The organism is Curtobacterium sp. Leaf183, from assembly GCF_001424385.1.
Lineage (GTDB): Bacteria > Actinomycetota > Actinomycetes > Actinomycetales > Microbacteriaceae > Curtobacterium.
Genome location: NZ_LMPO01000008.1, coordinates 263,348 through 284,082 on the forward strand (window position 1 = coordinate 263,348; position 20,735 = coordinate 284,082).

The following is a 20,735-nucleotide window of genomic DNA, read 5'->3' on the forward strand; positions in this document are numbered from 1 at the left end:
GGAGTGGTCATCGGATCTGGAACCCGTCCGCCAGGCGTCCGCCCATGATGTGCTTGCGCGCCAGGGTCATCAACACCACGGACGGGATGCTGAGCGCGATCGCGAACACCGCCGACACCTGCCGCGGTGAATTCAGGACCAGCGAGTACATCGCGGTCGGCATCGTCATGTACGTCGGGGCGCCGACCAGGTAGGTGCCCTGGGCCTCGTCGAACGAGGCCAGGAAGCTCATCACCATCGCGACGAGGATGCCCGGCCAGGCGATCGGGAACGTGACCGACCAGAAGGTGCGCCAGCGGCTCGCCCCGGCGTCGCGGGCGGCCTCCTCGAGGGATCGCGGCACGGCCGAGAACGCCGCCGCGGGCAGCCACGTCATGAACACGACACAGCCGAGCACGTGGACGATGAGGATGCCCGTCACGGTGTTCATCAGGTTCAACGCCGTGAACATCGCCGACATCGTGACGAACAGTCCCATCTTCGGGAAGGCGTTCGTGGCGAACAGCCCGACCAGCACCACCCGGCGACCGGGGAACTCGATGCGGCTGATCGCCCACGCGGCCGGCAGGCAGATGACCGCGGCGATCAGGACCGTCAGCGGGGCCAGCACGAGCGAGTTCTGCACGGCGACGGCCAGGGACGGGTCCTCGAACACGGTCCCCCACCACTGCAGCGTCCACCCGTCGGGCAGCAGGTTCGGGTAGGTCCAGCTCGTGGCGAAGGCCCGGACGGCCAACCACAGCAGGGGACCTGCGATGAACACCGCCAGGACGACGGCGGTCGCCCAGACCAGGGCGGTGCCGGTGAGGCGCTTGATCACGGTCGCTCCTGCTTCTTCGCCAGTTCGGTCGACTTCGCCAGCTCGCCGGCGTTCGCCCGGACCGTGGACCGCAGGTACAGCACGCTGGCGGCGGCGGCGAACGCGAACACGATGAACGCCATCGCGGTGGACTGCTGCGGACGGTTGTAGGACTGGAAGTACTTCGAGATGTCGACGCCGAGCATCGACGGGGCGTTCGGGCCGGTGAAGTACGGCACGGTGAACGACCCGAGCACACCGATCACGGTGAACGTCGTCGCGATGACGATCGGGGTCGCGGCCATCGGCAGCAGCACCTGCCACACGACGCGCCACGTACCGGCGCCGGCGTCCTTCGCGGCCTCGATCAGGGCGTCCGGTGTGCCCTGCAGCGCCCCGGCGATCATCAGCACGGCGAACGGCAGGCTCGTCCAGACGCTGCCGAACACGACCGCGACGAGCGTGTAGCCCCACACCGGCACGTCGATGCCCACCTGGGCGCCGGCGCTGCGCAGGAACCCCTGCGCGTCGGTGAACGTCAGGATCGACCAGCTCGCGATCACCACCGGCACGAAGATCGGCACGACGGCCAGCACGCTGAGCGTCCGGCCGAGGAACCCGCCGCGCATCCGCAGGATCACGGCGATCAGCACGGCGAGCGCGATCGTCAGTCCGGTCGACGCAACCGTGACCCCGATCGTGGCGCCGAGGTCGCGCAGGAACGTCGGGTTGCCGAGCAGCGTGCCGTACACCGCGAACGAGAACCCGCGTACGGTGTCCTGGCCGATGTCGGCGAGCGCCTGGTTCAGCCCGCCGGTGAACCCGAGGCTGAACAGGGCGGCGTTGACCACCGGCACGCCGACGAACAGCACGACCACCAGCACCGGGGCGGTGACGAGCGCGATGCCCTGGACGCGCCGGCGGCGCTCCAGCCGCTGCTGGATGGTGCGGCGGACGGTCGGACCGCCCGCGCCCTGGGCCGGTGACGGGACGGGCGGGAGGCCCGTGGCGGAGTCGCCACGGGCCTCCCGGTCGAGTGCCGGGCCGTTCGGGACGGTCTGGGTCACTGCGGGACCTTCGCGTCCCATGCCGCGTTCATGTCGGCCTGCAGCTCGCTCTGGAAGCCGAGACGGAGCTTGGACGGGTCGGCCTTCGAGAACTGCTCCGCCACGCTCGACGGCAGCGAGCTGAGCGGGATGACCGGGTAGCCGGACACGGCGCTCGCGACGAGCTGCTGCCCCTTCGACGACAGGACGAAGTCAGCGAGTTCCTCGGCGGCCTGCTTCTTGGCCTTCGGCTCGGTCGCCGGGATGCCGAGGTAGCTCGCGCTCCCCGTGAACGTCGGGTCGGCTATCTGTGTGAACGCGATGTCCTTGCCGATCGTGCCGGCCTTCTGCGCGGTGATGAACTGGTCGCTCCACACCGGGGCCATGGCGATCTGGCCGGAGCCGAGCATCTGCAGCACCTGGTCGTTGCCGTTCGGGTAGACGCCCTTCTGGTACGTCGACGGGCCGAGGTCCTTGAGCGCGGCGAAGCCCTCGTCCCACTTCGACTCGAGCGACTTGTCGTACGTCGTCTGCATGGTGGTCTGCTCGCTCTTGGACAGGTACTTCGCCAGCACGGTCATCACGAACGAGCCGCCGGAGCCGCCCGAGGACGGCGAGTTGTACGCGAACTGGCCGGGGTTGTCCTTGATCCACGCGAGCAGGTCATCGAGGGTCTTCGGGGCCTTCTTGACCTTGGTGGAGTCGTACGCCAACAGCACGCTCGAGGCCCGGTACGGGATCGCGCGGTCGCCGCCCTGCTGTTTTGTGGCTGCGGGGACGTCCTTCAGGTTCGGGATCGCGCTGTCGCTGACCTTCGCCATCAGGCCGGCCTTGCCCGCGGTGGTGACGAAGCCGGCGTCGACGAGGTCGTAGGCGACGGTCTTGCCGGCCTTGACCGCGGTGGCCAGGTTGGCCTGGGTCTGCGCGTCGTGCTCGCCGTGCAGGTCGATGCTGGTGCGGACGGAGATCTTCGGGTGCTGCTTCTCGAAGGCGGGGATGAGCGACTTGTCCCAGAGGTCCTGGACGTTCGTGTCGCCGCTGATGAACACGGTGAGGCTGGTGCTGCCGGTGCCGCTGTCGGCGTTGTCGTTCGCGGCGTTGGCGCTCTGGACGCAGCCGGACAGCGCGACGGTGGCGACTGCGGCGATCGCGAGGCCGGCGAGGGCTCGGGTCTTCACGGCGGTGGTCTCCCTGGTTCGTGGGGGTGGAGCGTGAGGGTGGTGCGCGGGGTGGTTCGCGGGGGTGTGGAGCGGTCGGTGCGGGAACGTTCCCGCACCGTGATCGAGTGTGGCGCTGCCCGGTGAACGCCGGGTGCCGCGGCAGTGCCGCCCGGGTGAACTCGTGCCGCGCTGCGCGCGCCGCACACACCGTGCGAGCGCTGCGCCCGGTGCGAGGTTGACGGCCCCGTGCCGCCGAACAACCTCGCACCGGGCCGCCGTCGCGGCACGAAGCACCAACTCCGCACCGTGCTCGCACTGCACCAGCCCGCGAAGCTCGCACCGTGCGTTCCTCAGCGGCGCATCCGCACCCCAGCCCGACGCAGCGCCGCACGCAGCAGACCCTCGTCCCAGAGGTCGGACCACGTCAGCCGGACGACCGCCCGCACTCCGGGCATGGCCCGCAGTCGGTCCTCGCGGTGTTTCTCGGCGACGACCACGTCCTCCACCGACCGGCCGGCACGCATCCGCCCGTCGCGGTACTTGACCTCGCCGTCGAACTCGACGACGACCCCTGCCGCAGGGAACCAGAAGTCGACGACGATGTCGGGCCATCCCGCCTGCCGGAAGCGGTGTTGCAGGACCGGTCGCTCCGTGCCGAGCTGATCGAACCGGACGCGCAGGACGGACTCGCCGGGAGAACCGGACTCAGGGTCCGCAAGGTCCACGGCCGTGAGCGCGCGCCGACGCCCCTTCGGCCCGCGCCGCTCGATCGACTCGCGCACCCTGGCGCGGTCGGTCCCCCGTCGCAGGAGGTCGTCGAGCGCGACCACGGCATCGACCAGCGGGAACGTCAGCGCGAGGTCCGCGGCCACACGCTCGGGACCGTGGGTGCGGAGCCCGTCCGACGTCCGGACCGTGCTGCGATCCCCCGTCGGGTCGAGGTCGGCGTGCACGATGAAGGTGGCGTTCGTCGTGCGGCCGTCGGCTCCCGGGGTGGTCAGGTGCACCCGGTCCGGCGGATCCGTGACGAGCGGCACCGCGAGGACCACGGCTGCCGACACGTGCGACAGGACCCGATCGGGCCGGATCCGATCAGCCACGGCCTCGATGCGGACCCGGTGCTGTTCAGCTGAGCGCAGCGGTTGCCAGGCCGCTGTGTCGACGAAGAGCCCTCGTCCTATCCGGGTGAGCTCGCCCGCAGCGGCGCGCTGCCGGATGCGGTCGGACTCGTCGGGCCGGTGCGAGGACGTCCGGAAGAGCGGAACTTGCGGGACAGGTGCGAGATCGAGCATTCGTTGCATGGCGTGATCCTGGTCAGGCGAGACGCAGCGTCACGACGCAGTCGCCTGAACTGTGTAGGGGAGGCCGACGAGTGGCACCCGTGGAGGAACCGGGCTGCGACAATGGGGCCGTGACCGAACGCACCTGGGGCTGGCTCGCAGCCGTCATCGACGTCGTCCTCATCGTGGTGTTCGCCCTGATCGGGCGGTCCTCGCACGGCGAGGCGAACACGCTCGGCGCGCTCTGGACCACCGCCTACCCGTTCCTGGCTGGCTGGGCGATCGGCTACGTCACCAGCGGCGCCTGGGCCCGCCCCCTGCGGACCTGGCCGACCGGCGTCGTCGTCTGGATCCTGACGGTCTTCGTGGGGATGGCCATCCGCGTCGCGACCGGCCAGGGCGTGGTCGACGGCAATCCCCTGCCGATCTCCTTCCTCATCGTCGCGACGATCGTCCTCGGCGTGTTCCTGCTCGGCTGGCGCGCGATCGCGCGCGTCGTCCTGCGCGCTCTCGCACGTCGCCGCTCGGTCGACGCCCCGGCGCTCGACGACCCGACGACGAACGACCCGGCAACGGATCCGTCGAACAGCCCCGGCGTCACGCCAGGCACGTGAACGGCAGCCGCGGCTCGCAACCGACGATCGTCGACGTCGCCGCACGAGCGGGTGTCTCGAAGTCCGCGGTGAGTCGTGTGCTCTCCGGCACGGGCCGCTTCTCCGACGAGACCCGTGAACGCGTCGAGCGCGCCGCGGCGGAGCTCGGCTACGTGGCAAACGCTATGGCACGAGGGCTCGTGAGCGGTCGGACACACACCATCGGCATGCTCGTGCGCGACGCCTCGTCGATGCTGTACACCGCGCTGCATGCCGTCATGGAGCAACGCGCGTCCGAACTCGGCTACCGCGTCGTCACCACCACCGGAGTCGGACGGGTCGAGGACGAGAAGTCCGCGCTCGCATCGCTGGTGTCGATGCGGGTCGACGGACTGGTCGTGTGCAGCGGGCTGCTCCCGTCCGCGGACATCGCCGAGTTCGCCCCGCGCATCGCGACCGTGGTCGCCGGCCGCCCTGAGCTGCACCCGGCGCTGTCGAGCGTCTACTGCGACGAGGTCGACGGCGGGCAGCGCATCGCCGACGCCGTCGCCGATGCCGGTCACACTGACGTCGTGGTGCTCACCGTGCCGCTCGACAACGCGATCACGCAGCATGCGCGGTCGCAGGCGATGGCCGGGCGACTGCGCGACCGCGCGGTGAACGCGATCGACATCGACGCCAGTTTCGTTCGCCCGCCCGATGACGTCGCGGCCGACGTCGTCGAGGTCATGCGGGAGTCCGGCGCCACCGCCGTGATGTGCCCCACCGACCGACTCATGCTCGACGTCTGCGAGGCTCTGTCCAAACGCGGGGTCGGCGTGCCGCGCGACGTCTCGGTGACGGGGTTCGACGGCGTGTACCCGCTCGCCAGCGACTGGATCGGGTTCACGACGCTGCAGCAGCCCGTCGAGCGCATCGGACGCGAGGCCATCGACCTGGTCATCGGCCGCATCGAGGACCCGGGCAGGACCGTCGAGCACCGGCCCCTGCGAGGCACGGTGCTGCCCGGCCGCACCCTGCTCCCCCGCTGACGCAGCGCTGCGGGGCGCACGGTGCGCACGTGTCCGGCTCGTGCGGGCCTCGCCGGGACGAGCACGGTGCGAGGTTCGTTCCCCGTGCCGCCACGATCGCGTGGTGCGAGGAACCGTCCCCGCACCAGGCGATCAACCTCGCACGGAGTGGCAGACGCAGCACCGTGCGACCACGCAGCACCGTGCGACCACGCAGCACCGTGCGCGAACACGCAACCGTGCGCAACGCACCGCCCTCAGAACAACCCGCCGCGTGCCCCGTCGCCCTCGAGCCCGCGGAACATGTCCGACACGAGCGCCTCGATCTGCGGCTCGACGAGCCGCTCCACGGCCTCGGCGATGCGTGCTCGATGGTCGATCAGCGCCAGGCACACCGCCGTGCCGGTCGACCGGGCGCACTCGTCCGACAGCTCGATCTCGTGCCGCAGTGCCGCCTTCGCCTCGTCCGACAACGGCTCGCGCGGCGCGGTGTCCGACGACGCTCCAGTGCCGGCGAGCCCCTCGAGCGTGAACAGGAACGGCGCCCCGTCCTGCGGCTGCGGGTCGACGTCGAGCCCCTGGAACTCGGGCGACAGCCCCTCGGCCGGCTGGTACCCCGCGTGCCGCTTGCGGGCATCGGCGCGCTCGAGCTCGCGGTGCAGTAGCGGCAGGTTCTTGGCGGTGTAGTCGTCCACGGCGTCGTCGATGATCGTCGACATCCGACCGATCAGCGCGTGCTGCACGGGGTGCGGCACGTCCGGACCGAAGCCCGCGGCACTGGCGATCGGCGACCCGGTGCACTTCCGGCAGATCCGCGTGCGCGGTCGAGCGGTCCCGATCTGCCACCGCGGCAACCACCGCAGCCACAGGTCGACGGCGTTCCGCACGCGCCCGTCGATGCCGTCCATGGTCCAACGATACGGACAGGAGGCCCGGATCACCCCCGCCACGGCCGCCCGGTCCTCGATCCACCACCGGGCACCGTGCGGACGTCGTTGCCCGTGCCACGCTGCCCGCCCGGTGCGAGGCTGGTCCCGGGCACGGAACGACCAACTCCGCACCACACCGTCGAGCACGGTGCGGGCGAGGGTCCGCACGACCCCGCGCTACGCCACCGGCTCGGTGACGAAGTCGATGAGCTCCTCGACCCGGCCGAGCAGCTGCGGCTCGAGGTCGGCGAACGTCCGGACCTGCCCCAGGATCCGCTGCCAGGCGCGGGCGATGTCGGCCTGCTCGGCGTGCGGCCATCCGAGCGCGGCGCAGATGCCGGCCTTCCACTCGATCGACCGTGGGATCGTCGGCCAGGCGCGCAGTCCGACGCGCTCGGGCTTGACCGACTGCCAGACGTCGACGAACGGGTGCCCCACGACCAGCACGTGCGCGCCCCACGTGCCCTGCATGACGGCGGACGCGAAGCGGGACTCCTTGGACCCGGGCACCAGGTGGTCGACGAGCACCCCGACTCGACGATCACGTGACGGGCGGAAGTCGTCCAGGACGGCAGCGAGGTTGTCCACGCCGGAGAGCTCCTCGACGACGACGCCTTCGACCCGCAGGTCCGCTCCCCAGACCTTCTCCACGAGTTCGGCGTCGTGCTTGCCCTCGACCATGATCCGCGAGGGCAGGGCGACCCGCGCGCGCTGCGACTCGACCGCGAAGGACCCGGACGCGGTGCGCAGCCGACCACCGTCGGAGGCGTGCCGCACAGCCGGACCCGCACCGGGCCTCCCGTCCGATCCGGCGCGAGCCGGGGGTGCGGCGGCGGCAGACCGCCCGACCGGCGCCTGCGGCCGTCCCAGCGTGACGAGCTCGCCCTCGAGCAGGAACTGCCCGTCGAAGGGGAATGCCCGGGTGCGGCCCTTCCAGTCCTCGAGCGAGATGTTCCCCGCCTCGAGCCCGACGACTGCGCCGGCCCAGCCGGACGCCGGGTCCTCGAGCACCATGTCCCGCTCGAGCGGCACCTGCCGCACCTTCCGCACGCCCTTCGAGCGCCAGTCGCCCGAGAGCACGTCGTTGCCGTACCGGTCCTCGTCCACCCGCACGAGCGTAGTGTCGACCCGGCTCCGGACGACATCGACCGGCCGACACCACCCACTCCGGACGGACGAGCCGACACGCGTCCAACCCCGTGTCGATCCAGTCGGCACCGCGGGACGAGGACGGCCGTGTTTCGCGGAACAGAACGCATGTTGCCGATTCGTAAACAAACCTTTCAGTAAAGAAGGTTGTCCGTTACTGTCCTCGACATGACCACACGCGGACGCACCCCGGGACAGCCCGGGCTGTTGCGCGTCCTGAACGACCGCGCGGCCCTCGGACTGCTGCTCGACCACGGTCCGATGACCCGGAACGAGATCGCGCAGCGCACCGGCCTGAGCAAGCCGACCGCCGCCGAGATCATCCGTCGGCTCGAGGCAGCCGGGCTGCTGCGCGACGCCGGCACCGACACGCAGGCCGGCCGCCGCGGTCCGAGCGCCCTGGTCTACGAGGCGATCACCGACCGCGACCTCGCCGTCGCCGTGGACGTGCAGCTCGTCGACGTCCGCTCGACCGTGGTGGACGCCACGGGCCGGAGCTACCCCGTCGCCGAGCACCGGATGGACGTGGACGAGATGCGCGCGCCGGGCGAGGACATCGTCGCCGCCGCCGTCAGCCGCGCCGCCGCGGCCGCCGGTGTCGACCCGGACCTGGTGACCGCGGTCGCCGTCGGGGTGCAGGCCAGCGTCGACCACGCCACCGACACCCTGATCTTCACCGACGGCCTGCCCGGATGGCCGCGGGACCAGGTCGCCGCCACGCTGTCACGTGCCCTCGGCGTGCAGGTCGTCGTCGAGAACGACGCCAACCTCGCCGCCATCGCCGAACGGGCCATGGGCGCCGGCCGCGCGCCGAGCTCGTTCGCGGTGCTGTGGATGGCGGAGGGCCTCGGCATGGCACTCGACCTCGACGGCCGCCTGCATGCGGGGGCCTCGGGCGCCGCGGGTGAGATCGGCTACCTGAGCGTGCCCGCCGACGCGCTCCCCCTCGACCCGACGGCGACGATCGTCGCGGACCTCATCTCCGAGTCCGCGATCACCCGACTCGCCGCCGACCACGGGATCACGGCTCCGGACGGCAGCGCTGCCGACTGGCGCCAGGTGCTCCCGCAGCTGCCCGGGCTCTCCGAGCAGCACCCCTTCACGACCGCCCTCGGCGAGCGCGTCGGGCACAACGTGCTCCCCGTCCTCGCCGTCGCCGATCCCGAGACGGTCGTGCTGCACGGCCCGACGGGCATCGCGGGCGGTCCCGCCCTGGCCGCCGCCGTGACCGCCTGGCTCCGGACCCGCTCGCGCTGGTCCACCGCCGTGGTGGCGCCCGGCGTCCCCGACACCCCCGTCCTGCACGGCGCACGCCACGTCCTCATCGACGTCGTGCGCACCGCGCTCGCGGGCCGGCTCGACCGCATCAGTGACGACGCGACCGAGTCCGACCCCGCGCAGCACGCCTGAGCCAGCACCACTGCCAGCACCACCGCCAGCACCGTCGCCAGCTCCACCCACCCGCACCACTCGAGGCACCACCCCAGCCCTGTCCGAGGGCTCTCCGGTGCGCCCGCAGACCGGCCGTCGGCCGGCGCGGACGCCCTCGGAGCGAGACCAGAGAGCGAGTACCGCATGTCACACCCCCGGCAGCACCTCCGGCGGATCATCACCGCCGCCGCCATCGCCACCACGGGCGCCCTCGTCGTCGCCGGCTGCAGCTCCGGCAGCAGCGCGTCGTCGATCGACAAGACCGCACCGAAGGACCTGAAGGGCACGGTCTCGCTGTGGCACTTCTTCACGGGCCGCGAGGCCGGCGTCGTGAAGAGCGCCGTCGCCGGGTTCGAGAAGGCCAACCCCGGCGTGACGGTCGACATCCACGCCGGGCAGGACGACGAGAAGCTGCAGAAGGCGATCTCGTCGGGCCAGAGCATCGACGTGGGGCTGTCGTACTCGACGGCGATCGTCGGCAGCTTCTGCTCGTCGGGGGCGTTCCGTGACCTGTCCCCGTACATCAAGCGGGACAAGGTGGATCTGTCGGACATCCCGAAGGCCGTGCAGGGCTACACCGCCTACAAGGGCACCCGGTGCACGCTGCCGGCACTCGCCGACGTCAGCGCGCTGATGTACAACAAGCAGGCGTTCGCAGCGGCCGGCATCACGACCCCGCCGAAGACCCTCGACGAGCTCAAGGCCGACGGCCTGAAGATGACGACGTACAACGCCGACGGGTCGATCAAGCAGCTCGGCTTCAACCCGCTCATCGACTTCTACGAGAACTCCCCGGAGCACTTCGCGCCGATGATCAACGGCACCTGGCTCGACAGCAAGGGCAACAGCGAGATCGGCACCTCCGCCGGCTGGAAGAAGCTCATCCAGTGGCAGAAGGGCTTCGTCGACGCGATCGGCTACGACAAGCTGAAGACGTTCACGTCCGGCCTCGGCCAGGAGTTCGCCGCCGACAACGCGTTCCAGACCGGTCAGGTCGCGATGCAGATCGACGGCGAGTACCGCACCGCCTTCATCAAGGACCAGAAGCCGGACCTGGACTACGGCACCGCGCCGACCCCCGTGCTGGACGGTCTCGGCAACTACGGCTCGACCTACATCGCGGGCAACGTCGCGGGCATCGCGAAGGGCTCGAAGAACCCGGAGCTCGCCTGGGCGCTGCTCAAGTACCTGTCGACGAACACCGACGCGCAGGTCACGATGGGCAACGGGCTGAAGAACATCCCGACGATCACCTCCGCGCTGCAGTCCCCGAAGCTCGAGGTCGACGAGAACTACAAGACCTTCGTCGACGTCGCGGGCAACGCCAAGACGATCACCTCGCCCGCCACGGCGGACGGCGCCGCCTACATCGGCACCTTCACGAAGTTCTGGCAGGCGTACCAGGAGAACGGCGGCGACCTCGACGCCAAGCTCAAGAAGCTGGACTCGGACATCGACAACGCGAACCAGCTGGCGGGTCCGTGATGAGCGCCACGACGAAGACCGCCGGACGGGAGGCACGGCCCACCCGGGCCTCCCGCCCCGCGGGTCCGAGCGGGTCGGGTCCGCTGCCCCCCACGGCTCCGGCACGCCGGCCGCGGTCCGCCGAGTCCCGCCGCCGTCTGGTCGCGCTGGCCATGCTCGCACCGGCCCTGCTGGGCCTGGTCGTCTTCTTCGCCTACCCGCTGGTGGCGAGCGTCTTCTACTCGTTCACGCGCTACAACCAGCTGCAGGAGCCGCAGTTCGTCGGCCTGCTGAACTACCGGTTCCTGTTCACCCAGGACCCGCAGATCGGCCCGGCGGTCCTCAACACGATCTGGTTCGTCGTCATCCTGGTGCCCGTCCGCATCGTCTGCGGGCTCCTGGTCGCTGGGCTGCTGTCACGCGCCCGCACCGCGACGGGCCTCTGGCGCACGCTGTTCTACCTGCCCGCGCTGGTACCGCCGGTCGCGAGCGTCGTGGCGTTCGTGTTCCTGTTCAACCCCGGCACCGGACCTGTCAACCAGGTCCTGCGGCTGTTCGGGATCGACGGACCGCTGTGGTTCAACGACCCGTCGTGGTCGAAGCCGTCGCTGGTGATCATGGGCGTCTGGGTGATGGGCGACATCATGATCATCTTCCTGGCGTCGCTGCTCGACGTGCCGCGTGACCTGTACGAGGCCGCGTCGCTCGACGGGGCGAACGGCGTCCAGCAGGTGCGGCACATCACCCTGCCGACGATCGCGCCGGTGATCGGGTTCGCCGCCGTCACGGGGGTGATCGCCGCGCTGCAGTACTTCACCGAGGCCGCGGTGGCCTCGGGTGTCGCGAGCGGCAAGGCCACCATCGGTGGCGGTACCGCGGCACAGCTCGGGTACCCGGGCACGTCGCTGCTGACCTACACCGAGCTGCTGTACCAGCACGGGTTCGCGAACTTCCAGTTCGGCTACGCGTCCGCGATGGCCGTCGTGCTGTTCGTGGTCACCGCGGTCGTGCTCGTGTTCACCATGCGCCGGATCTCCGTCTTCAGACCTGAGGAGTCCTGATGACCGCCGTCTCCCAGTCCCCGCTCGCCCGGGCTCCCCGTGGCACGGCACCCGGCACGGCGCGCGGGCCCCGTCGCAGCCTGCTGCTGTGGATCGCCGAGCACGCGGCACTCGTCGCGATCGGGGTCCTGACCCTCGCGCCGATCGTGTTCGTGGTGCTGACGTCGATGATGTCGAGCAACCAGGCCCTGACGGCGTCGATCATCCCGAGGCCGTTCGACTTCGGGAACTACGTCCGGGTGTTCACCGAGGTGCCGCTGCTGCAGTGGTTCGGCAACTCGGCGCTGTACGCCGTGCTCGCCACCGCGTTCATGCTGCTGAGCTCGGTCCCCGCCGCGTACGCGCTGGCACAGATCCGGTTCAAGGGCGCGAACCTCATCTTCACCGTGATCATCGTCGCGATGCTCCTGCCCCCGCAGGTCACCGCCGTGCCGGTCTACGTGATGTGGTCGCACCTGCACCTGACCGGCACGCTCTGGCCGCTGATCCTGCCGAACCTGCTCGGGGACGCGTTCAGCATCTTCCTGCTCCGCCAGTTCTTCATGACGATCCCGAAGGAGTACGGGGACGCCGCCCGCATGGACGGTTGCAGCGAGTGGGGCGTGCTGATGCGCGTCGTGGTGCCGATGGCCCGCCCGGGCATCGCGTCCGCCGCGATCTTCATGTTCTTCAACTCGTGGAACGACTACTACGGCCCGCTGCTCTACGCGTCCGAGAACCAGGCCGCCTGGCCGGTGGCGTACGGCCTCGCCACGTTCCGCGGGCAGCACGGCACCGACTGGTCCATGACGATGGCGATGACCGTCGTCGTGATGGTCCCCGTCGTCGTCATCTTCTTCTTCGCACAGAAGGCATTCGTCGAGGGCATCGCGCTCACCGGCGTGAAGGGATAGCACCACGCATGAAACTCACGGTCATCGGTGGCGGTTCCACCTACACCCCAGAACTCGTGGACGGCTTCGCCCGGCTCCGCGACCAGCTCCCGATCGACGAACTCTGGCTCGTCGACCCCGACCCCGTCCGTCGTGAGCTCGTCGGCGGCGTGGCGAAGCGGATGTTCGCGCACGCCGGGCACCCCGGCACCGTCCACGTGACCGACGACGTCGTCGCCGGGGTCAGCGACGCCGACGCGGTGATGTTCCAGCTCCGCATCGGCGGGCAGGCGGCACGCCAGCAGGACGAGACCTGGCCGCACGAGGCCTGCTGCATCGGGCAGGAGACCACCGGACCCGGCGGGTTCGCGAAGGCGCTCCGCACCGTCCCCGTGGTACTCGAGTACGCCGAGCTCGTCCGCAAGCACGCCAAGCCGGACGCCTGGATCGTCGACTTCACCAACCCGGTCGGCATCGTCACCCGCGCGCTGCTCGAGGCGGGTCACCGCGCCGTCGGGCTCTGCAACGTCGCGATCGGGTTCCAGCGCCGCTTCGCGAAGGAGTTCGGCGTCGCCCCGGACCACGTGCGACTCGACCACGTCGGGCTGAACCACCTGACGTGGGAGCGCGGTGTGCACGTGACCGGTGACGACGGGTCCACGCGCGACGTCCTCGACACGCTGCTCAGCCCGGACGGCGGCGCACTCGCCCGGATGGCCGAGAGCGTGCACATGGGCGAGGACCTGATCCGGCTGCAGCACGCGATCCCGTCGTACTACCTGCGCTACTTCTACGCCCACGACGTCGTGCTCGAGGAGCAGCTCCACGAGCCCACCCGCGCCGAGGCCGTCATGGCGACCGAGCGGGCCCTGCTGGCGAAGTACGCCGACGAGTCCGTCGTCACGAAGCCCGCCGAGCTCGAGCAGCGCGGTGGGGCGTACTACTCCGAGGCGGCGATCGACGTGCTGTCCTCGATCCTCGGCGACCGGGGCGACGTGCAGGTGCTCAACGTGCGCAACGACGGCACCTTCCCGTTCCTGCCCGACGACCACGTCATCGAGGTGCCGGCGCGCGTGACCCGTCAGGCGATCACCCCGCTCCCCGTCGCACCCCTCGCTCCGGACATGGCCGGGCTCGTCGCGCACGTGGCGGGGTACGAGCGTCTGGCGCTCGACGCAGCGGTGCACGGCGGCCGCGACCGGGTACTCCGGGCGATGTGGGCGCACCCCCTCGTCGGTCAGCTCGACAAGGCGGAGCAGCTCACGGACCTGCTGCTGGCGGCGAACGCGGAGCACATCCCGTGGGCGCGGGCGGAGCAGGTGACGTGGGCACGCTGAGCCGCGCCGGTGCGGCGGGGGCGAGCCGGTCCTCCCGTCCGGCCGCTCCGTCCGCGCCGACCGCTCCGGCCGCTCCAGAGGTCGTGCTGGCGGTCGACGGCGGCGGCAGCAAGACCGACGTCGTCGCCGTCGCACTCGACGGGAGCCTGGTCGGCCATGCCCGCGGACCCGGATCGAACCCGCAGACGCGCGGGTGGGAGCTCGCCGGGCCGATCCTCGACGACGTCCGCGGGCGGGTCGTGAGCGCCCTCGACGGTGCGCGGATCCGCACCACGCACGTGTACCTGGCCGGGCTCGACCTGCCCGACGAGCTGACCGCGGCGACCGCCGCACTCCGCCACTGGGAGGCGGACGGCGGCGCGCCGGACGTCCTCGACAACGACCTGTTCGCGCTGCTGCGGGCCGGGACCCTGTCGCCGGACGCCGCAGCGGTGGTGTGCGGCACCGGCATCAACGCCCTCGCGGTGCGTGCCGACGGCGAGACCGCCCGGTTCCCCGCGATCGGTGACGTGTCCGGCGACTGGGGTGGTGGCGCGTACCTCGGCAACCGGGCGCTCTGGCACGCGGCCCGCGCGGACGACGGGCGCGGTCCAGCGACGGCACTCGCGTCCGCCGTGCCCGCTGCCCTCGGCCTCGGGACGGTCCGCGAGGTCACCGAGGCCATCCACTTCGGACGCCTGGACCAGCGGGTCTTCAACCGGCTCTGCCCCGTGCTCTTCGAGGTCGCGGCCGACGGGGACGCCGTCGCCGCCGCCGTCGTCGCGCGGCAGGCCGAGGAGATCGTCCTGCTGGCGTCGGTCGCGCTCGGACGGCTCGGCCTCGGGACGTCGCCGGCGCTCCCCGTCCCGGTCGTCCTCGGCGGCGGCGTGCTCGCGGCACGGCACCCGATGCTCGTCGACGCGGTCGTCGGCGGCCTGCGCTCCCGGGTTCCCGGCGCGGTCCCGACGTGGGTGACCTCGCCGCCGGTGCTCGGCGCGGGGCTCGCCGCGCTCGAGTCCGTCGGAGCACAGCCAGAGGCGCTCGAGCGCTACCGAGCGGCCGTGCTGTCAAGGGAGTTCACGTCCACGGCGGCGCTCATCCCGTAGCGAGACGCCCACGTCGGCGCCGAGACGCCGTCGTCGCACCGAGACGCCGCGCTGCGGGGCGGTGTCTCGCGCGCACGGCGGCGTCTCGCGCGCACGGCGGCGTCTCGCGCACTCCGGCGTCTCGCGGGCGCAGCTGCGTCAGGCGTCGTGGATCGCGAGGACGCGGTGGGGCGCGGCGGCCTCGGCGCGCCAGCCCCTCGGCAACGCGGTGTGCAGCTCGGGCAGCGTGAAGCTCCGGCGGATCGACCGCAACCCGTCGACCCGGACGAAGGTGCCGGCAGCGACGAGCGTCGACCCGAGCGCGTAGGCCCGGTACGCGGCGGGCGAGCGACGGATGTCGGAGTGCAGGCTCCGGGTCGACGCGAGCTGTTCGGAGTCGGCCAGGAACCCGGCGCGTTCGTCGTCGTCGAGGTGGTGCAGCACGTGGTTCGACACGACGACGTCGAACCGCTCCCCCGCCGCCACCAGGTCGGCGCTCGACTGCTCGCGGAAGGTCACGCCCTTCGGCGTCGACCGGGATGCCGACGCGATGGCGCGGTGGTCCGGGTCGATGCCCACCACCTCGATCTCGAACCCGTCGCTCGCCGCCCAGCGGACGAGCGCCCGGGCGAGGTCGCCGCCGCCGCAGCCCAGGTCGAGGATGCGACCCCGCCCGTGTGCCGGCAGCGCCGGCGCGACGTGCGTCCGCCACGCCGCTCGCCATCCGCTCACGAGCGCGTTCACCACCGCGAAGCGCCGGAACGTGCGTTCCAGCGCGCGCGGGTCGCAGTCGGGGTCGTCCATGAGTTCGCGGAGCGTCAGGTCGCGAGCCCGCAGGTCGATCGGGAGGCCCGACGCGGCTCCCTGGGAGCGGCTCATCGGTGCTCCGCGGCGAGTTCCGGTTCCGCGACCGCTCCGACGGTGTCGGTCGCGATCCTCGTGCCGACCGCGGTCAGGCGGGCGCTCTCGACGGTCAGACCGGGGCCGAACGCGAGGGCGATGACGGGCGTGGCGTCCGCCAGCCCGATGTCCATGGCGTCGCGCAGGACGAACAGCACGGTCGCGCTCGACATGTTGCCGTGGTCGCGCAGCACGGCGCGGCTGCTCGCCATCGCGGTGTCCGGCAGGGCGAGGGCCTCTTGCGTGCGGTCGAGGATGGCCCGGCCGCCCGGGTGGACCGCCCAGACGGGGACGTCCGCAGCGGGTCCGTCGAGGAGCGGCCCGACGGCCTCGGCGACCGTGGCACCGACGAGCTTCGGCACCGCGGTGCTGAGGACCATCTCGAAGCCCTCGTCCCCGATGTTCCAGGCCATCTCGGACGCACCCTCCGGCACGACGGTCGCGGCGAACGCGTCGAGGCGGAGTCCGGGGCCCTCAGCGGTGACCACCGCGGCGGCGGCACCGTCGCCGAAGACGCTGTTCGCGACGATCTGGTCGGGGTCGTCCGACGCACGGACGTGCAGCGTGCAGAGTTCGGCGCAGACGACCAGCACGACCGCGGTCGGGTCGGCCTCGGCGAAGGCGGCCGCACTGCGGAGCGCCGGGAACGCCGCGCAGCAGCCCATGAACCCGATGTGGTGCCGGAAGACCGTGCGTCGCAGGCCGAGCTCCGCGACGATCGCCAGGTCCGGTCCGGGCTGGGTGAAGCCCGTGCACGACACCGTGACCAGGTGCGTGATGGCTGCCGGGTCGACGCCGGAGCGGTCGAGGGCGTCGCGCGCCGACGCGACGAACAGCGGCGGTGCCAGTTCGCGGTACCGGTCGTTGCGCATCCCGGTCGTCGGCGAGTGGATGGCTCCGTCTCCGTCGCGGAACGGGCCGGGCGTGCCGCTCGTGTCGAGCTCGGGCAGGACCGTGTGCCGGTGCTCGACCGCCGATGCGTCGAACGCGGCGGGCACGATGCGGCGCCCGAGTCGGCCGAGGCCGGGCTGCGCGGCGAAGAGGTCCCGGACGGCGACCTGGTCGAGCGTCGTCGGAGGGACGGCGGTACCGATGGCGCGGATCGTTGCGGACACGACTCATCCTGTCACCCGGTCGGTGACGAGTCCCCAGGAAGTCGATCCCCCGGGAACCCGTCGTCGACGGTCCTGGCGGTGCCTAGGCCTGTGCGCGCTCGAGCACGAGTTCCCGGACGCGGGCCGCGTCGGCCTGGCCCTTCATGGACTTCATGACCGCACCGATGATCGCGCCGGCGGCCTGCACCTTGCCGTCGCGGATCTTCGCGAGCACGTCGGGCTGGGCCGCGAGCGCTTCGTCGACGGCCGCGGTCAGCGCGGAGTCGTCGGACACGACCTTGAGCCCGCGGGACTCGACGACCGCCGAGGGCGAGCCCTCGCCGGCGATGACCCCTTCGAGCACCTGGCGGGCCAGCCGGTCGGTCAGCTCGCCCGACTCGACCAGCGTGATGAGCTCGGCGACGTGGGCCGGCGAGACCAGGTCGGCGGGTGCGGCGTCCTGCGTGTTCGCGACGCGGCTGATCTCGCCGGTCCACCACTTGCGCGCGGCCTGGGCCGGTGCGCCGGCAGCGATGGTCGCCTCGACCTCGTCGAGCAATCCGCCGTTCACGACGTCCTGGAACTCGAGGTCCGCGAACCCGAACTCGCCCTTGAGACGACGACGACGTGCAACCGGAGCCTCGGGCAGGGAGGCGCGGAGCTCCTCGATCATCGCCTTGTCCGGCACGACGGGCAGCAGGTCGGGCTCGGGGAAGTACCGGTAGTCGTCGGCGTCCGACTTGGGACGGCCCGCCGAGGTCCGACCGGTGTCCTCGTGCCAGTGGCGGGTCTCTTGCGTGATGGTCCCACCGTCGGCCAGGATCGCCGCCTGGCGCTGGATCTCGTAGCGGATGGCGCGCTCGACGGCCCGGAACGAGTTGACGTTCTTGGTCTCGGTGCGGGTGCCGAGCTTCTCCTGGCCCCACGGGCGGAGCGAGATGTTGGCGTCACACCGCAGGTTGCCGCGCTCCATGCGGGCCTCGGACACGCCGAGCGCTCGGACGAGGTCGCGGATGACCTGCACGTACGCGGCGCCGAGCTCGGGAGCGCGGTGCGCGGCGCCGAAGATCGGCTTCGTGACGATCTCGACGAGCGGGACCCCCGCGCGGTTGTAGTCGACGAGCGAGTACTCGGCACCCTGGATGCGACCCGTGGCGCCGCCGACGTGCGTCAGCTTGCCCGCGTCCTCTTCCATGTGGGCACGCTCGATCGGCACCTGGAACAGCGTGCCGTCGGCGAGTTCGACCTCGACCTCGCCCTCGAAGGCGATGGGCTCGTCGTACTGCGAGATCTGGTAGTTCTTCGGGTTGTCCGGGTAGTAGTAGTTCTTCCGGGCGAACCGCGAGGACTCGGCGATCGAGCACCCGAGCGCCAGCCCGAGGTTGATCGAGAAGCGCACGGCCTGCTCGTTGACGACGGGGAGTGACCCGGGCAGCCCGAGGTCGACCGGCGTGACGTTCGTGTTCGGTTCACCGCCGAAGAAGTTCGGGGCGTCCGAGAACATCTTCGTCTTGGTGGCGAGCTCGACGTGCACCTCGAAGCCGAGGACCGGCTCGAAGCGCTCGAGTGCCTCGTCGAAGTCCATGAGTGCGTCCTTGGCGGCCATCAGACCACGCCTTCCTCTGCTGCCGACTGCTGACTCGCGTCGAGGTCGGGGATCCGGTCGATGAGCGGAGCACCCCACTGCTGCTCCAGCAGGCGCTCGAGTGCCGCGCCGTAGCGGTAGAGGCGGGCGTCCTCGCGCTGGGGTGCCATGAGCTGCACGCCGGTGGGCAGGCCGTCCTCGGGGGCCAGGCCGTTCGGGATGCTCATCCCCGGCACGCCGGCCAGGTTCGCCGGGATCGTGGTGAGGTCGTTGAGGTACATCGACAGCGGGTCGTCGAGGCGCTCGCCTAGCGGGAAGGCCGTCGTCGGGGCCGACGGGCTGACCAGCAGGTCGACCTGCTCGAACGCGCGGTCGAAGTCGCGCTGCACCAGGGTGCGGACCTTCTGCGCACTGCCGTAGTAGGCGTCGTAGTAGCCGGCGCTCAGCGCGTAGGTGCCGAGGATGATGCGGCGCTTGACCTCGGGGCCGAAGCCCGCTTCGCGCGTGGCGGCCATGACGTCCTCGACCGTGGCGCCGCCCTCGGGCGTGACCCGGAGGCCGAAGCGCACCGAGTCGAACTTCGCCAGGTTCGACGAGGCCTCGGCCGGGAGGATCAGGTAGTACGCGCTGATGGCGTAGGCGAAGCTCGGGGCGTCGATCTCGACGACGACGGCTCCGGCGGCTTCGAGGACCGCGACGGTCTCCTGGAACCGCTGGGTGACGCCGGCCTGGAAGCCCTCGCCCCCGGCGAGCTCCTTGACGACGCCGACCCGCAGCCCGCGGAGCGTGTCCGCCTGCAGTCCGTCACGCGCGGCGGCCGCGAACGACGGCCATTCCTGCGGGATGGAGGTGGAGTCCTTCGGGTCGTGTCCGCCGATGACGTCGTGCAGCAACGCGGCGTCGAGGACGGTGCGCGCCACCGGGCCGACCTGGTCGAGCGAGGACGCCAGGGCGATCGCGCCGTAGCGGCTGACCCCGCCGTAGGTCGGCTTCACACCGACGGTGCCCGTGACGGCGCCGGGCTGGCGGATCGAGCCACCGGTGTCGGAGCCGAGCGCCAGCGGTGCTTCGAAGGCGGCGACCGCGGCGGCGGAACCGCCACCGGACCCGCCGGGGATCCGGCCGAGGTCCCACGGGTTGTGAGTCGGGCCGTACGCCGAGAACTCGGTGGTCGAGCCCATCGCGAACTCGTCCATGTTCGTCTTGCCGAGCGGCACCATGCCGGCACGCCGGAGCTTGAGGACCGTGGTGGCGTCGTACGGCGGCACCCAGCCCTCGAGGATCTTCGAGCCGGAGGTCGACGGCATGTCGATCGTGCAGAGGACGTCCTTGATGGCGACCGGCACCCCGGCGAGCGCACCGAGGTCGTCGCCCGCGGCGCGGCGCGAGTCGATCGACTTCGCGACGCCGAGGGCGTTCTCGTTGACGTGCAGGAACGCGTGCACGTCGGGGTCGACGGCGGCGATGCGGTCGAGGTGCGCCTGGGTGGCCTCGACGCTCGAGACGTCGCGGGCCACCAGGGCGTCGGCGAGCGCGGCGGCGCTGAGCCGGGTGATGTCGTCGGTCACTGTTCTTCTCCCAGGATGGCCGTCACGCGGAACCGTTCGCCGTCGGAGTCGGGGGCCCCGGAGAGGGCCTGCTCCTGCGTCAGCGTCTCGCCGACCACGTCGGGTCGGAGGACGTTCGGCAGCGCGACCGGGTGACTCGTCGCGGGGACGTCCGGCGTGGCGACCTCGGTCACCTTCGCGACGCTGTCGACGATGTGCGACAGCTCCCCGGTCAGCTTCTCGATCTCGTCGGGCGTGAGTGCGATGCGCGCGAGGTTCGCCAGGTGGGCGACCTGCTCGCTCGTGATGTCAGGCATGGTGCTCCGTCGATCGGTTCGTGGAATGGCGACCAGTCTATTGGGCGTGCCGAGCGGGGTCGGGCCGCCTGTGGACGACGCAGCCGGACCATGCCCT

19 protein-coding genes are annotated in these 20,735 nt (G+C 71.4%); 8 read left to right on the top strand and 11 right to left on the bottom strand.

The annotated features are described in order from the left end of the window. Window positions 1-7 precede the first annotated feature (7 nt). From ASG04_RS07610 to ASG04_RS07625, 4 genes are all read right to left on the bottom strand, one after another. Complete coding sequence (locus ASG04_RS07610) at window positions 8-820, bottom strand: ABC transporter permease (protein ID WP_056122060.1); 813 nt, start codon at window positions 818-820, stop codon at window positions 8-10. Beyond that, a complete protein-coding gene (locus tag ASG04_RS07615; protein WP_156463572.1) occupies window positions 817-1,866 on the bottom strand; it encodes an ABC transporter permease in 1,050 nt (349 codons plus the stop codon). Before ASG04_RS07615 ends, ASG04_RS07610 begins: the two co-directional genes overlap by 4 nt. Continuing rightward, window positions 1,863-3,023 (bottom strand): ABC transporter substrate-binding protein, encoded by a 1,161-nt coding sequence (locus ASG04_RS07620; RefSeq protein ID WP_056122061.1) that lies wholly within the window; start codon window positions 3,021-3,023, stop codon window positions 1,863-1,865. The genes ASG04_RS07615 and ASG04_RS07620 overlap by 4 nt, the downstream gene beginning before the upstream one ends. 332 nt (window positions 3,024-3,355) lie before the next feature. Beyond that, a complete protein-coding gene (locus ASG04_RS07625) occupies window positions 3,356-4,306 on the bottom strand; it encodes a hypothetical protein (protein ID WP_156463573.1) in 951 nt (316 codons plus the stop codon). A 110-nt stretch (window positions 4,307-4,416) separates the two neighbouring features. Here ASG04_RS07625 and ASG04_RS07630 point away from each other — a divergent pair, with 110 nt between their 5' ends. After that, window positions 4,417-4,899, top strand: a complete 483-nt coding sequence (locus ASG04_RS07630) for a DUF3054 domain-containing protein (RefSeq protein WP_082517881.1) — start codon at window positions 4,417-4,419, stop codon at window positions 4,897-4,899. Continuing rightward, a complete protein-coding gene (locus ASG04_RS07635; RefSeq protein ID WP_056122066.1) occupies window positions 4,896-5,909 on the top strand; it encodes a LacI family DNA-binding transcriptional regulator in 1,014 nt (337 codons plus the stop codon). Before ASG04_RS07630 ends, ASG04_RS07635 begins: the two co-directional genes overlap by 4 nt. A 236-nt stretch (window positions 5,910-6,145) precedes the next feature. Here ASG04_RS07635 and ASG04_RS07640 read toward each other — a convergent pair whose 3' ends face one another. Both ASG04_RS07640 and ASG04_RS07645 read right to left on the bottom strand, forming a co-directional pair. Then, window positions 6,146-6,796, bottom strand: a complete 651-nt coding sequence (locus ASG04_RS07640; protein ID WP_056122068.1) for a hypothetical protein — start codon at window positions 6,794-6,796, stop codon at window positions 6,146-6,148. Window positions 6,797-6,994: 198 nt separating this feature from the next. Continuing rightward, window positions 6,995-7,924, bottom strand: coding sequence for a DUF3097 domain-containing protein (locus tag ASG04_RS07645; protein WP_056122070.1), 930 nt, complete (start codon window positions 7,922-7,924; stop codon window positions 6,995-6,997). Window positions 7,925-8,134: 210 nt separating this feature from the next. Between ASG04_RS07645 and ASG04_RS07650 the strand changes: the two genes are divergently transcribed. The 6 genes from ASG04_RS07650 (at window position 8,135) to ASG04_RS07675 (ending at window position 15,216) form a co-directional block, all read left to right on the top strand. Next, complete coding sequence (locus ASG04_RS07650; protein ID WP_056122072.1) at window positions 8,135-9,376, top strand: ROK family transcriptional regulator; 1,242 nt, start codon at window positions 8,135-8,137, stop codon at window positions 9,374-9,376. A 165-nt stretch (window positions 9,377-9,541) separates the two neighbouring features. Next, window positions 9,542-10,882 carry an extracellular solute-binding protein gene (locus tag ASG04_RS07655; protein ID WP_056122074.1) on the top strand — a complete coding sequence of 447 codons (1,341 nt, stop codon included), beginning with the start codon at window positions 9,542-9,544 and terminating at the stop codon, window positions 10,880-10,882. Beyond that, window positions 10,882-11,922, top strand: a complete 1,041-nt coding sequence (locus tag ASG04_RS07660) for a carbohydrate ABC transporter permease (RefSeq protein ID WP_056122077.1) — start codon at window positions 10,882-10,884, stop codon at window positions 11,920-11,922. Before ASG04_RS07655 ends, ASG04_RS07660 begins: the two co-directional genes overlap by 1 nt. Beyond that, window positions 11,922-12,815 carry a carbohydrate ABC transporter permease gene (locus tag ASG04_RS07665; protein WP_056122078.1) on the top strand — a complete coding sequence of 298 codons (894 nt, stop codon included), beginning with the start codon at window positions 11,922-11,924 and terminating at the stop codon, window positions 12,813-12,815. Before ASG04_RS07660 ends, ASG04_RS07665 begins: the two co-directional genes overlap by 1 nt. Window positions 12,816-12,823: 8 nt before the next feature. Further along, window positions 12,824-14,131 (top strand): 6-phospho-beta-glucosidase, encoded by a 1,308-nt coding sequence (locus ASG04_RS07670; protein WP_056122080.1) that lies wholly within the window; start codon window positions 12,824-12,826, stop codon window positions 14,129-14,131. Beyond that, window positions 14,119-15,216: an N-acetylglucosamine kinase gene (locus ASG04_RS07675; RefSeq protein WP_235515476.1), complete on the top strand. Its 1,098-nt coding sequence runs from the start codon at window positions 14,119-14,121 to the stop codon at window positions 15,214-15,216. The genes ASG04_RS07670 and ASG04_RS07675 overlap by 13 nt, the downstream gene beginning before the upstream one ends. A gap of 138 nt (window positions 15,217-15,354) precedes the next feature. On the opposite strand, the gene ASG04_RS07680 is transcribed toward ASG04_RS07675, so the two are convergent. The 5 genes from ASG04_RS07680 to gatC form a co-directional block, all read right to left on the bottom strand. Continuing rightward, a complete protein-coding gene (locus tag ASG04_RS07680; RefSeq protein WP_056122084.1) occupies window positions 15,355-16,074 on the bottom strand; it encodes a methyltransferase domain-containing protein in 720 nt (239 codons plus the stop codon). After that, window positions 16,071-17,210 (bottom strand): type III polyketide synthase, encoded by a 1,140-nt coding sequence (locus ASG04_RS07685; RefSeq protein ID WP_056122086.1) that lies wholly within the window; start codon window positions 17,208-17,210, stop codon window positions 16,071-16,073. Before ASG04_RS07685 ends, ASG04_RS07680 begins: the two co-directional genes overlap by 4 nt. A gap of 82 nt (window positions 17,211-17,292) precedes the next feature. Beyond that, entirely contained in the window at window positions 17,293-18,795 is a 1,503-nt protein-coding gene (gene gatB, locus ASG04_RS07690; RefSeq protein WP_056122088.1) for an Asp-tRNA(Asn)/Glu-tRNA(Gln) amidotransferase subunit GatB, read from the bottom strand. Continuing rightward, a complete protein-coding gene (gatA, locus tag ASG04_RS07695) occupies window positions 18,795-20,342 on the bottom strand; it encodes an Asp-tRNA(Asn)/Glu-tRNA(Gln) amidotransferase subunit GatA (protein WP_056122090.1) in 1,548 nt (515 codons plus the stop codon). The genes gatB and gatA overlap by 1 nt, the downstream gene beginning before the upstream one ends. Further along, window positions 20,339-20,638 (bottom strand): Asp-tRNA(Asn)/Glu-tRNA(Gln) amidotransferase subunit GatC, encoded by a 300-nt coding sequence (gene gatC, locus ASG04_RS07700; RefSeq protein ID WP_056122091.1) that lies wholly within the window; start codon window positions 20,636-20,638, stop codon window positions 20,339-20,341. Before gatC ends, gatA begins: the two co-directional genes overlap by 4 nt. Window positions 20,639-20,735 lie beyond the last annotated feature (97 nt).

Excerpts from the sequence above, each read along its gene's own strand:
- gatC (WP_056122091.1), bottom strand. The coding sequence starts at position 20,638 with ATGCCTGACATCACGAGCGAGCAGGTCGCCCACCTGGCGAACCTCGCG.
- ASG04_RS07655 (WP_056122074.1), top strand. The coding sequence starts at position 9,542 with ATGTCACACCCCCGGCAGCACCTCCGGCGGATCATCACCGCCGCCGCC.
- ASG04_RS07680 (WP_056122084.1), bottom strand. The coding sequence starts at position 16,074 with ATGAGCCGCTCCCAGGGAGCCGCGTCGGGCCTCCCGATCGACCTGCGG.
- gatB (WP_056122088.1), bottom strand. The coding sequence starts at position 18,795 with ATGGCCGCCAAGGACGCACTCATGGACTTCGACGAGGCACTCGAGCGC.
- ASG04_RS07665 (WP_056122078.1), top strand. The coding sequence starts at position 11,922 with ATGACCGCCGTCTCCCAGTCCCCGCTCGCCCGGGCTCCCCGTGGCACG.
- ASG04_RS07670 (WP_056122080.1), top strand. The coding sequence starts at position 12,824 with ATGAAACTCACGGTCATCGGTGGCGGTTCCACCTACACCCCAGAACTC.
- ASG04_RS07650 (WP_056122072.1), top strand. The coding sequence starts at position 8,135 with ATGACCACACGCGGACGCACCCCGGGACAGCCCGGGCTGTTGCGCGTC.
- ASG04_RS07640 (WP_056122068.1), bottom strand. The coding sequence starts at position 6,796 with ATGGACGGCATCGACGGGCGCGTGCGGAACGCCGTCGACCTGTGGCTG.
- ASG04_RS07625 (WP_156463573.1), bottom strand. The coding sequence starts at position 4,306 with ATGCAACGAATGCTCGATCTCGCACCTGTCCCGCAAGTTCCGCTCTTC.
- ASG04_RS07660 (WP_056122077.1), top strand. The coding sequence starts at position 10,882 with ATGAGCGCCACGACGAAGACCGCCGGACGGGAGGCACGGCCCACCCGG.